Origin of the sequence: Corynebacterium sp. HMSC064E08, assembly GCF_001811805.1 — a bacterium.
Taxonomy (GTDB): Bacteria; Actinomycetota; Actinomycetes; order Mycobacteriales; family Mycobacteriaceae; genus Corynebacterium; species Corynebacterium jeikeium_D.
In genome coordinates, this window is record NZ_KV806700.1 from 20285 (window position 1) to 32647 (window position 12363).

Consider the following 12363-nt stretch of genomic DNA (forward strand, 5'->3'; position numbering starts at 1 on the left):
CTATTTTTCTTTAACTCGAGCGGCATTGCTCAAACATTATTGATGTATTCATTAGCGGCGTATGAAGCCTGTGTCGACACGCCCTAAGCACTAACTTTTGCCTACCCTACCGCGCCCAGCAGATGGCCTAGATAACATAAGGAACCATGACTAAAGCCGAGCGGTCATCTACAGGAGATACCCCAACTGCCCAAACCCCTCATACGCCGACAGTGGGCGATCAGGGGACAGTCGCGGATTCCGCAGTGAAAACTGCCGAGGCCCCTGGTGCTGACAACACCGCTGAGCAGGAAAGTTCTCGCCCATACTACATGCCCACATTGACGTGGGGCGAGAGACTTGACCTGTCTGCGAAGCAATGGTGGCCACTCATCGGAGTTGTTATTGCGATACAGCTTGTCGCTCGCATTCTGGTGCTGACTAGCCATGGTTTTTACTGGGATGACTTCATCATTGTTGGCCACCTTTACGACACCCCACTGCTGAGCAAGGACTACCTGCTTCAGGATCACGACGGGCACCTTGCACCACTGGCCTTCTTGGTGCAAGGCCTCTATCACCTCATCGCGCCGTGGAACTGGTGGCTACCGGCTATCACCATGGCCGTGATGTCGGTAGTGCTGACATACGCCACAGCTAAACTCTTTGAGCTTCTCACCGGCCGCACGCTGGTGTCTCTCTTCCTCATCACGGTCGTCGCCTGGACACCGCTGATGCTTCCGGGCGACACCTGGTGGTCGGCCGCGGCCAATTCCCAGCCGTTCCACCTAGCATTCGTGGTTTTCATGATTGTCGCCATTCGCACCACTATGCGTCGTTCCTTCGGCCCTCGCCCGTGGGAGGCCGTAGGCCTGTTCGTGCTGCTGGCCGTGGCGCTGGGATTCTTTGAGAAGTCCCTGGCTATCGCACCGATCTCCATGCTGGTTGTCGTCACTTTGGCTTACATGGAGCGCAGAAATATCCTGCAGGTTCTCCGCCGTGGCCTCGTCATCTGGATCCCATCGATGCTGCTGACCGGCGCCTGGGCACTGTGGTACTACTTCGGCCCCGCCGAAACCACCGGCTTCATTTCCGACAAGCTGCAGCCCGAACTGTTCTTCAACGGCCTCGGCCAGATTTTTGCCGGCATCATCGGCGGACCAACAAGCTGGGAACGCTGGGCTCCGGGACAGCCGTTTGCCTCCGCTTCGTCTCAGCTGATTACTCTCGGCGGCATTATCCTGTTGATTCTGTCTGCCACCCTCATCGGCCGCGATTACCGTGGCTGGGCTCCGTGGACGCTATCGGTGGCGTACATGTTCACCACCTTGTTCGCCATCACCCTGTTCCGCTCGGGAGAGAACACCTCTGGCGTGCTGGCGCACACTTTGCACTACTACTCTGATGTCGCGCTCGTGATCGTAATCTGCGTCGCGATCTCCCTGGCTGGACTCCCACCGAAGGACGAGGCGCCAGCGCTGCTACCGGCTCGTACGCACATTCTGATTTGGTCGCTGGGCATCGCGCTGGCTGTCACCTCCACGATTTCCGTGGTCACTTACCGCAATGCCTGGTCTGATGACATCGCAATGGAGTGGATCGGCAACACCAAGGTGTCGCTGTCTGCGCTGCGCGAGGAAGCCGATGCCGCTGGCCCCGACAAGGCGATCGACTACAATCTCATCGACCAGCCCGTCCCCTTCGAAGTTCTCGTGCCCGTCGCCGCTCCGATGAACATGTACTCGCGGGTGTTTGATGCGGTCTCCGATCGCCCGCCGTTTGAGCGCGTCACCGGTCACCCGCGCATGTTCAATACAGACGGTTCGCTTATCGACGCCAAGGTCTCCGAGGTCACCCGTGTCACTGATGGCCCTGTCGAGCAGTGCGGCCATCGCATCACAGTTGGCGAGGACGGCACTGCGTCGGAGGACATCAAGTTGGAGAACATCATCAAGCTCGGTGACTGGGTGCTTGAGTTCCCGGCCACCGCCTCCGAGGACATGGATGTGCGCCTATCACTCCCCAATCCTTTCGAGACCGAAGAGCAAACCCGCGGTGGTTCCACGGTCGTGAAGATGAACAATGACCTGCGGCCGCGCTATGTGTACCTCAACGGTGGCGGAAATACTCTCCATGTCGATGTGGAAAAGGCCACTCCGGGGGCAACGCTATGCATCGGCGCGGGGGCGATTGGCCCCTTGGTTCCCGCAAGCCGTTAAGAATCCTCTAAGATATTGCTTTAAGATAATGTGAGAAAAGTTTATTAGCCCCTTGTAGCTATTGTTTTTCCGACAGAGGAGCCACATCCATGCGTAACCGCATCGCCGGCGCTATCGCCGCATCCGCCATTGCCGCAGCAGCCCTGGTCGCTTGCTCTCCCCCGAATCAGGTTGACTCGGACGTGAAGGTCGGTGACCAGGCCAACCCGTCGGAGACCTTCGAGCAGAAGGCCACCACTCCGGCATCCTCCGACGAGATGACTCCTGTTGAGACCGCAGAGATGTAGTCACTGCATCTGCGAAAACCGGGTTAGCTAGCAAACATAAACGCAGCCGCTACCCCTTGTGCCCACTCATCGATGGGGCGCGAAAGAATTACCGCCCGGACATTGTGTCCGGGCGGTTTTGTTCTCCAGGGCAGCCTAGAGCCGCCAAGAGAGCTTAGGAAAACTCAAATTCCACGTGGTCACCATCACGGATCACCGCGCTGGTTGCGCCGTTTTCCAGGTTCAGCTCGACAACGAGCGAGGGCATCTCGCCGGAAGCTCCAGCCTCACCCGAGCCTCCGGCAGCATCGTCCACAAGCGCCGCGTCGGTCGCGGTCACGCGGTAGCGAAGAAAACCATTGCGCAATTCATCAGTCTCCACGCGAGCGGAGTGCAACCATGGGAACCGGCGTCGCACCGCAACGAGCTGCTGGTAAGCGCGGTAGAGGTCCTCACCAAGCGTAGAGAGTTCCTCCGGGCTATCCGGGAACACTGGACGGATCTGGTCGTCACCGCCGATGCGTTCCTCTTTGAGGCCGGTGTAGCCCTGTTCGTCGCCGTAGTAGACCAGCGGCACACCGGCCACGGTAAACAGCACCGTCGCCGCCAGCACGGCCTTGTCGGCCCCTACCTGCGTCGCAATGCGTGAAACATCGTGGTTGCCCACAAACGTCACCGGCACAAAAGACTCCGCGAAGGTGTTATGGCGCTTCAGAGTCCAGTCCAGCTCGAAGAAGTTTTCCTCCTTCAGCGCAGACCAGGTCGCTTTCCACAGCTCGTACTCCGTCACCGAGTCCATGCCGGACACCGACACAATCTCCGCATAGTCACCGTGGATGACCTCGCCGTAGATAAAGGCGTGCGGGTGCTCAGCACGCACTCGCGGCAAAACCTTGTGCCAGAACTGTGGGTCCACTGCGTAGGCCGCATCCAGTCGCCAGCCATCGATCCCCCGCGCCAGCCAGTAATTCATCACGTTGACGACAAAATCAACAGTCGCGTCACTGGTGTGATCGAATTCGACCAAGCTCTCATGGCCCTCAAACACCGGCGCGGTCATGTTGCCATCTGAGTGCGTAAACGCAAAGAGCTGCGCTTCTTCAGAGTCAGGGTTTTCCTTCGCGGTCTTCAGCGCGGGCGCCTCTGACCCGATGTGGTTGAAGACGCCGTCGAAAAGCACTTTGATGCCGCGCTCATGGGCAGCTTCGATGACAGCCTTCATGTCCTCTTCGGTACCCAGGCGCGAGTCAATGCGGTAGTAGTCCTCGGTATCGTAGCCATGGCTAGTCGACTCGAATACTGGAGCCAGCTGCAGGACGTTGAGCCCAAGCTCCTGGACGTACGGAAGCCAGTCAATCAGTTTGCGAATTCGATTGCCCGGCGCGGCGCCTCGATCCTTCTCACGGATGGGCGCTCCCACAAACCCCAGTGGATAGACGTGCCATCCAATCGCCCACTTCGACCACTCAGGTGCGGCAGCGAGCGTCTTATTAGGGGCGTTGGGGGTCGTGGACATTGTCCTATGCATCCTCTCTAGGTGCCTGAGGCTGATTGGAATTATCTGATGCCGCCGCCTCAGGACTCGGTGAGGTCTCCCCCGCCGATTCGCTTGACGACGCCCGCGCCTGGCCCGCATGCGACTGTGGCGTGCCAAGGCCTGCCTTCCGCGGCCGTGGAGGCACGGAACCTGCTGCGGGCATGGTCGGAGATGTGGCAGGGCGCTCCGGCGGATGATTCTTCGACGGGTTCAGTGCGTCGAGCGCGATTTGGATTTCCGTGCGCATGCCATTGACCATGGCTCTCTCCACAATTTTAAACTTGGAATTGTGGAGAAAGAAGGGATTACCCGCTTCCGGGCCACCGGTGCCGAGGAACATGTAACAGCCCGGCGCTTCACGAGAAAAATAGGAGAAGTCATCCGAAGGAGCCCACGGATCGGCGGCGAACATCTTGGAGTTGCCAACTGCCTTCGTCGCCGCATGCCAGGCACGATTGACTGCAATGTCGGCGTTGACCACCATCGGGTACGGAATCTGCCAGTCGAAAGTCGCCTGTGCGCCGTGAGCTTGGCAGACGCCGTTGACGACGGCCTCGATACGCTGGCAGACAATCTCCCAGTCGGCCTCATCCACCGAGCGGATGGACACTTCCAGGTTGGCCGTATCCGGGATCACATTGCCGGCCTCACCTGAATGCAGTGAGCCGACGTTGACGATATTCATGTGCTTCGGATCCACATCGCGGGAGACAATCGTGTTCAGCATGAGAGTCACCTCGCTGGCGATGAGCACCGGGTCAATCGACAGCTGCGGGTTCGAGGAGTGTCCGCCACGGCCACGAATTGCGATGGAGACGATGCCCGACATGGTTGTCACTCGCCCAGCGCAGATCCCCACATGCCCCACCGGATGCGGCGCGACGTGGAAGGCGTAGACCTCATCCAAGTCATCGGCGGCACCCTTGTCGACCAGCTCACGAGCACCGCCCGGCAGCATTTCTTCGGCGTGCTGGAAGATGCACAGCACCTTGCCGTGCAGTTGATCGCGCATTCCAGAGAGCACCTTCGCCGTGCCCAGCAGCATCGCCGTGTGAACATCATGCCCACAGGCGTGCATCACACCTGGCGTGCGCGAGGCGTACGGCAGTCCCGTTTCCTCCTGAATCGGCAGGGCGTCAATATCCGCGCGGTAGCCAATCACACGGCCAGTGCTGGGGTCGCCCGCTGTTCCCTCGATGACGCCAATTACGGACGTCGGGGTCAACCGGTACGTCGGGATGTCCCACTGATTGAGCAAATCCTCAATCATGTCCGAGGTCCTGTACTCCCGGAAGCTCAGCTCCGGATTCTGGTGCAGTTGGCGACGCCATGCCACCGCCTCTTCGATAGGTACTTCAAGGCGGTGCGACGGCAGGGTGTCGTTAGCATCAGTCATGGTTCATAGCATGACAGAAAATAGGCTCCACGACGAGCAGCTACGGAAATTCCCTCACCCATTTTCGCTTCACGACGGCCACAGCGCCCCAACATCTCCACTGCTAGAGACGACTTCAGCGCTGCCAGCGAGCTGCTAGTGTCCGGCACCCCAGAAATCCACGGTGAGTTCGGCCAACCACCATGGATCAATCGTGCCGCACATCTCACGCGCCGAGTGCATGGAGACCATCGCAGCTCCGATATCGATGGTGTCGATACCCAGTCGCGTTGCAGTGATCGGGCCGATAGTGGAGCCGCATGGCTTGTGGTTCGCAGATACAAAATACTGCACCGGCACTTCCTGGCCAATGCGCTTGGAGGTTTCCGCTGCGATTCGGACAACCTCGGCCTGACCAACCGCCGTGGTGGCGTAGCGCTGGTTGGCATTGATCTTTACCACTGGGCCAGCATTGAGTTCCGGCTGGTGCCCCGGCTCGTGTTCGCCTGCATAGTTCGGGTGCACACCGTGTGCGCCGTCGGCCGAGAGACAGATGGAACCGCGGTAGAGCTGCTGGGTGCGTTCCAGGTCAGCGCCTGTAGCCGCTGCGATGCGGGACAGAACGTCGGCAAGCAGTGGCCCTGCAGCGCCCGTAGTGGAGGCGGACCCAACTTCCTCGTGATCGAAAGCGACCATGACGGGGATGGTGGTTGACGTGCTCCAGTTTTGACGGAGCAAGGCCTCGAAGGCGACCAGGGAGGAGTGGACGCTGAGCAGGTTGTCGAGTCGACCTGAAGCCAGGAACTCATCGTGAGCACCGAAGGTGCGCGGCTGCTGGGTGTCGAAAGAAATGAGGTCCCAGGCGACGATGTCGTCGATAGACAGTCCCGCAGCATCGGCGATGACCTGGTGCACATCGGTGCCGAAGGTATCCAGTCCGATGATTGGTGCAGTGTGATTCTGCTTGTGGAGCTTCAACCCCTCTTCGTTAACCGCACGATTGAGGTGGATAGCCAACTGCGGGATGCGCGCGACCGGGCCAGTGCGAGCAAGGTGCTCATTGCCGCTTTTATCAATTACCCGACCGGCGAACTCAATTTCGCGATCGGTCCAGCTTCCCAACAACGCACCGCCATAGACCTCTACAGCGACCTGCGCATAGCCTGCGGCGGAGGTGCGCGCGTTGGGCTTCACACGAAAACCGGGCGAATCCGTGTGGGAACCCACAATACGGAAACCGGTGAAATCGGCAGCCGGCGTCTCCGGGACGATCCAAGCAACGGCAGCGCCATCGCGACGCAGGACGTAGGCACCGGGCTCGCTTGGCCACTGCTCGTGCTCGTCGACGACCGTGGCACCGGCTGCACTCAGACGGTCAACGACCTGTTGTGCCGCATGAAATGAGCTTGGCGACGCAGCCACAAAATCAATTAAATCCTCAACGTGACTGAGCGCTGCCGCCGGAACGCTGCGCGATGCCACGTCCGAGGTATCCGCCGAATCCGGGGACTCAGGGGTGGGTGCCGAAGAAATAGCCATAACCAAACTCCTACTTCACATTTGATTCCGGATTTCATTGTATTGGAGTCCACAACTGACCGTGACCGAGCATTAAGCCGGGCCATAGTGTGATGCAGCTTTCATGTTGGGAACGGTATCCACTTAGTCACTTTTGCCCGTTTTAACTCGATATCGGGCATATTCAGACATATAGTGGCAACCGCATCAAAGAAAACCATTTGAATACAGAACCTCTCAAACCGGAGTCCCGACCGGATTCCGACCACAGAAAGGGTTTATACCGTGAGCCTTGAAAACCTGTTCCCCCGTTCTTTCACTACCAAGCGCGCCTTTTTCTCTCAGCCGCTGCGCGAAGCTCTTACCCGCGACACCAGCAGCGACGCTAACGCCGTCCACTTCGGCCACCAGGTTAAGCGCGCCCGGAACGAGATTTACAGCGACATGTCTGCCCGTGACATCGTCTCTATGCTGAGCCGCTAAATCTAGCGCTTCCTCAAGTCGAATAAGACCATTGGCTCTGGCTGGGGAAATTTCAATGTCTCCGCGGCAGCTAATTCACTGCCCAAACCAGCTCCACCCTCGCCTGCATCACCATCGCCGTACCGATGTACCGCAAACGCGTGGCAGCCACCAATAACTAGCATCAAGGCCAGCGTCAAGAGCATCGCAGTAATCCCCGAGTACACAAATCCGCCAGTATACGGCGTAGCAGCAATCGGGTTTGTCACAGGGAACGTCAGCAGGACCACTAGCAACGCAATACCGATATACGGCCACTGTCTGGTCAATCGGGTTCGCGCCATGGCGGCAAAACCGAACATAAACGTGACCAGCATCAACATGTAGTGGGTCCAAAGAATCGATGAGAATGTGGCTGCAATAAGCCACGCGCCCGTGATCAGAAATTCAAACCGGTAGACCGGGTTCAACCACGCAACTGCCGTGACCATCAACACCACGCCAAGCGCAATACACAGTGGAATCGTTTTCACGTGACTCGGATAATCACGAACCACTGTTACTAATAACTCAGGATTGCCCAGGTCTGTGGCTAAAGTCGACGCCAACGACTGATTCGCACCACCGACCAAGACCGACGCACCAATGTCGTCGATTCGGTCAATCCAGTCCGAAATAACCGGCATGTCAATGCGGATAAACATCCAGATTGCCAGTACCGCCGTGGTGGCCAGCGACCAAAAGGCTGCGCGCCGTCGATAAGCGAAAAAGAGCATCACGGCGATGAGCGCATACGGAGTCAATTTAATGGATGCGACGATGCCGAGGACGATGCCCGCGAGCCAAGGACGAGTGCGCGAGGCGGCAAGCCCATAGGCGACGCCCGCGACAATCAGCGGTGTCGTCTGACCAATCCAGAACGAATTAAGAGTGGTCGGCAGGGCGAATACGCATGCGGTAACCAGCGCTGCGATACCCCAGGGCATGGTCGACCGAAACCACAGGTGGTAGGAAGCTGCGACCAGGACCACGACGGCCATTCCGGAAAGAAACAGCAACCAAGCAACCGAGGTTTCAAAGCTCATGACGTGGGATATCGCTCCCAGAGCCTTTGCAAACAAAGGGTTTTGCACAAAGGGATGCGTAAATGGCGCAGACACTTCCTGCGCCAGACGTGGCCAGACCTCTCCACTCATGGCGGTGAAATCGATTGGATCGGCATCATAGAGATGGGACTCAAGTCCCCTGTCCATAAGTAGCCCGCCCACCCAGAGCGACGCCCAATCGTCCGGCTGGGTGCGGCCATTCCAGGCCAGCAGCGAGGCAAGACCACCGAGCAGCGAGACCAGCATAAGAGGCCAGCTCATCACAGGCGATTGCGTCAGCGCAGGGGCCTGATTGGGTTTGCGAACCCATATTTTTCGCGAGGCCCGCGACGGAGACTCCGCAACAGCACGTTGCGACTCCGCAACCTGTGACGATGCCCCATCCTGTGACACCGGTCCTTCTGCCCGACTATGCCGTCCCACGTTCCTCCTCATCGCTGGTAAGCGCCTCTATCTAATGTAGTGATTCCAATACGGCAGTGGTTACAACCCCACAAGAACCCGCAAGGTATGACGGCTTACTTTGAACGAAGTGCCAGGTGGACAACAATTGGCGGCCATGATGACCGGAGGGACTACCGGAACTGCGAGATAGTGCCGATGGTCGTGATCAGCTGATCGCCATCACTGTTGACAACAGCGGCTATGGGCATACGCTCCATCTCATCCGGACCGACATCGTAGCCCTGCGAGACCTCTGCCGTAATAATCTTTCCAGTCGGGCCGTCCTCAATGCGCGGATTACGAACGACCACATGAACCAGACTGAACTTCGCGGTGAAGTGAACTTCTCCGCGGTAGCTCTCCCCTTCGGCATCGCTGTTGTCATTGTCGCGGGTGAATGAGACAACACCGTCCTCAGGCTCTAGAGCACCGTTCTTAGCAGTGACTCCGCCACCCAGTGCGCCGAATACCTTCTCCAGCGCAGATACAGAAATTACTAAATCCTCGCTGGAGGGAGCCGGGGCATTCTTGCCCGGAGCATCCGAATAATTCAACGGAATATAGATTTCCTCGGCCTCATTAATAGAGCCGGCTGCCGGATAGACGTAAATACCCCAGTTATCACCAGCTGGGGTCTCTGGCGGGTCAACAACAATGCGGGCTTCAAAACTGCCGTCATCTGTCATCGGGGTAGCCTGACGAGCGATAGAACGCCGCATATCGACGCCCTGGTTCGGTATCGCCTCGAGAGTTCCAGCCGGCGTGACCCAGGCAATGTTGTCGTGCGGATGTTTCCGCGACGAGGACGGAGCACCTTCACTCGGCTTCCACGAGTCCGGGAACGCACTGTAGAGAACGTAAACACCATTGGGCACACCCGGAGGAATTGGCAGCGGGTAACCACCACGGTTGGCCGACGGATTGAAACCACTGCCGCGAACAATAAGAACATCGCCGCGATGAACCGTGGCACCTTCAGCTGGTGTGCCGTCCTCAAAAGTAACGGTAACTTCCGGAGATTCGGCATACTGCGAATCCTGCGGCTGGAAGTTCTCCGCTGGATTAATCACATTGGGAAAATTGTCCGGCACGATTGGCTTCGCAGTGTCAGCCATTGCCGGAGACACAAACGCCGAAAGGACCATGGCGCCGGACAGCGAAACCGCAGTAGCAGCTCTGCGCGCACTCCGCCCCACCGGTCGACGCACGTCTTCTCCAACCGTGGATGATTCAGAGCTGAATGAACGGCGAGTGTTGCGAGTGTTGCGAGCACCTGCGAGATGGCGGTGGGAATTATCGAAAGTCAGGAATCTCAGGCTGTGCATATAAGCAATGTACATCCCACTAGTTAGGGTTCCCTAATCCCTTAATTAAGGCGTGCCTTACCCACCCCCATTTGAGGCTCAACACTGAGGCCGGCAGAAATAGGTGAGATCAAAAGAAAACCGCGGCCAAGCCCAATAGAGCTAGACCGCGGCTTACTTCAGCATCTTCTAAGACAACCAACTACTCCGCGGTAATCGGCAGGTAGACGCGGCTGCCCTGATCAGCGAACTCCTGGGACTTCTCAGCCATGCCGGCCTCGATCGCTTCAACGGAGTCCAGGCCGTGTTCCTTCGCGTAGTCCTGTACGTCCTTGGAAATACGCATGGAGCAGAACTTCGGACCACACATGGAACAGAAATGCGCGGTCTTTGCCGGCTCTGCAGGCAGGGTCTCATCGTGGTAATCCAGCGCAGTGTCCGGATCCAGAGCCAGTGCAAACTGGTCATGCCAACGGAATTCGAAGCGGGCCTTCGACAACGCGTCGTCACGCTCCTGAGCGCGTGGCAGGCCCTTTGCCAGGTCAGCGGCGTGCGCAGAAATCTTGTAAGTAATCACGCCGACCTTGACGTCGTCGCGGTTCGGCAGACCCAGGTGCTCCTTCGGCGTGACGTAGCAAAGCATGGCGGTGCCAGCCTGCGCAATGATGGCCGCACCGATAGCCGAGGTGATGTGGTCATAGCCCGGCGCGATATCGGTTGCCAGCGGGCCGAGGGTGTAGAACGGAGCTTCCTCACACCACTCCTCTTCCCACTTCACGTTGTCGGCGATCTTGTGCATCGGAACGTGGCCTGGACCTTCGATCATGACCTGGCAGCCGCGGGACTTGGCAATCTTGGTCAGCTCACCGAGGGTGCGCAGCTCAGCCAGCTGAGCCTCATCGTTAGCGTCGGCAATGGAGCCCGGACGCAGGCCGTCACCGAGGGAGAACGTGACATCGTACTGCGCCAGAATGTCGCACAGCTCAGCGAAGCGCGTGTAGAGGAAGCTCTCCTGGTGATGCGCGAGGCACCATGCGGCCATGATTGAGCCACCGCGGGAAACAATGCCCGTCACGCGATTGGCGGCCAGCGGCACGTAGCGCAGCAGCACACCCGCGTGAACGGTCATGTAATCCACGCCCTGTTCACACTGCTCAATGATGGTTTCGCGGTAGATTTCCCAGGTCAGCTTGGCCGGGTCACCCTTGACCTTCTCCAGCGCCTGGTAAATCGGCACCGTACCAACCGGCACCGGGGAGTTACGCAGAATCCACTCACGGGTTTCGTGAATGTCCTTACCAGTGGACAGGTCCATGATCGTGTCCGCGCCCCAACGGGTTGCCCACACCATCTTCTCCACCTCTTCAGAGATGGACGAAGTCACGGCCGAGTTGCCGATATTTGCGTTGATCTTGGTGGCAAAACGCTTGCCGATAATCATCGGCTCAGTCTCCGGGTGCTTGTGGTTCGCCGGAATCACGGCACGACCCGCAGCGACCTCTTCGCGCACAACTTCCGGATCCACATCTTCACGAGCAGCAATGAAAGCCATCTCCGGAGTGACAATTCCCGCGCGCGCCCAAGCCAGCTGGGTCTTGACCTTCGGAGCCTCCTCAGAACCCGCAACCGCTGGCACCGCCGGAGCCTTCGGCCACGAGTCACGAGTCTTAGCCAAACCCTCCTTCAGGTTCAGCTCCGGGTTTTCCTCGGTGTAGATACCCGAGGTGTCGTACGCATCGAAGTGAGTACCGTCCGTCAGATTGATCCGACGAACTGGAATCCGCAGGTTCGCCTCACCGAAATCGTTGCTGAACGCAACCTCGTCGTAATGCTTGTTGCTGCGGTAAATCGGGCCAGTTGTAACCTCGCCCTCTTTCGGCGGAGCGGATACAGATACACGTGCGGCCATGAAGCAACACATCCCTTTCCTACGCTGGTATTACCCAGATTCAGGTTCGTCCGGTCGACGCTCGATCCCTAGCGTCCTCTCAGTGCCGGAATTTCGGTTGGCACTCCCGTGGTTTTGTAATGCGCCTCATAGTCTAACCAATCGTTCGGATTACTTCGGTCATTACACCCACGTTTGCCGCCAACGCTTAACGACGGCACGGAGAACACACTCTAAAGGTGCAGGTTGCGGCTGTGCAGAGGCG

Annotated in this window: 9 protein-coding genes and 1 riboswitch; of the genes, 3 read left to right on the forward strand and 6 right to left on the reverse strand. The window is 58.4% G+C overall.

Annotation, left to right across the window (positions count from 1 at the left end; genetic code table 11):
• Positions 1-146: 146 nt before the first annotated feature.
• Together HMPREF2820_RS05705 and HMPREF2820_RS05710 are read left to right on the forward strand one after the other, a co-directional pair.
• A complete protein-coding gene (locus tag HMPREF2820_RS05705) occupies positions 147-2198 on the forward strand; it encodes a DUF2339 domain-containing protein (protein ID WP_070603271.1) in 2052 nt (683 codons plus the stop codon).
• An 89-nt stretch (positions 2199-2287) separates the two neighbouring features.
• Entirely contained in the window at positions 2288-2485 is a 198-nt protein-coding gene (locus HMPREF2820_RS05710) for a hypothetical protein (RefSeq protein ID WP_048732925.1), read from the forward strand.
• 154 nt (positions 2486-2639) lie between these two features.
• Here the strand turns inward: HMPREF2820_RS05710 and HMPREF2820_RS05715 are convergent, their stop codons facing one another.
• The 3 genes from HMPREF2820_RS05715 to HMPREF2820_RS05725 form a co-directional block, all read right to left on the reverse strand.
• The gene (locus tag HMPREF2820_RS05715) at positions 2640-3980 is read right to left on the reverse strand and encodes an alpha-amylase family protein (RefSeq protein ID WP_070603272.1); all 1341 of its coding nucleotides are present in this window, start codon (positions 3978-3980) and stop codon (positions 2640-2642) included.
• A gap of 4 nt (positions 3981-3984) precedes the next feature.
• Entirely contained in the window at positions 3985-5397 is a 1413-nt protein-coding gene (locus HMPREF2820_RS05720; RefSeq protein WP_070603274.1) for a M20 metallopeptidase family protein, read from the reverse strand.
• A 135-nt stretch (positions 5398-5532) separates the two neighbouring features.
• Positions 5533-6915, reverse strand: coding sequence for a M18 family aminopeptidase (locus tag HMPREF2820_RS05725; RefSeq protein WP_070603277.1), 1383 nt, complete (start codon positions 6913-6915; stop codon positions 5533-5535).
• Positions 6916-7179: 264 nt separating this feature from the next.
• Here HMPREF2820_RS05725 and HMPREF2820_RS05730 point away from each other — a divergent pair, with 264 nt between their 5' ends.
• Positions 7180-7377, forward strand: coding sequence for a hypothetical protein (locus tag HMPREF2820_RS05730; protein ID WP_005509390.1), 198 nt, complete (start codon positions 7180-7182; stop codon positions 7375-7377).
• A gap of 2 nt (positions 7378-7379) precedes the next feature.
• Here HMPREF2820_RS05730 and HMPREF2820_RS05735 read toward each other — a convergent pair whose 3' ends face one another.
• From HMPREF2820_RS05735 to thiC, 3 genes are all read right to left on the reverse strand, one after another.
• Positions 7380-8723, reverse strand: a complete 1344-nt coding sequence (locus HMPREF2820_RS05735; RefSeq protein ID WP_246822224.1) for a glycosyltransferase family 87 protein — start codon at positions 8721-8723, stop codon at positions 7380-7382.
• Between the two features lie 314 nt (positions 8724-9037).
• Positions 9038-10231, reverse strand: coding sequence for an HtaA domain-containing protein (locus tag HMPREF2820_RS05740; RefSeq protein WP_246822225.1), 1194 nt, complete (start codon positions 10229-10231; stop codon positions 9038-9040).
• A gap of 181 nt (positions 10232-10412) precedes the next feature.
• Complete coding sequence (gene thiC / locus HMPREF2820_RS05745) at positions 10413-12119, reverse strand: phosphomethylpyrimidine synthase ThiC (protein WP_069359584.1); 1707 nt, start codon at positions 12117-12119, stop codon at positions 10413-10415.
• Positions 12118-12239, reverse strand: a riboswitch (TPP riboswitch). (Overlaps the previous gene by 2 nt.)
• Positions 12240-12363 lie beyond the last annotated feature (124 nt).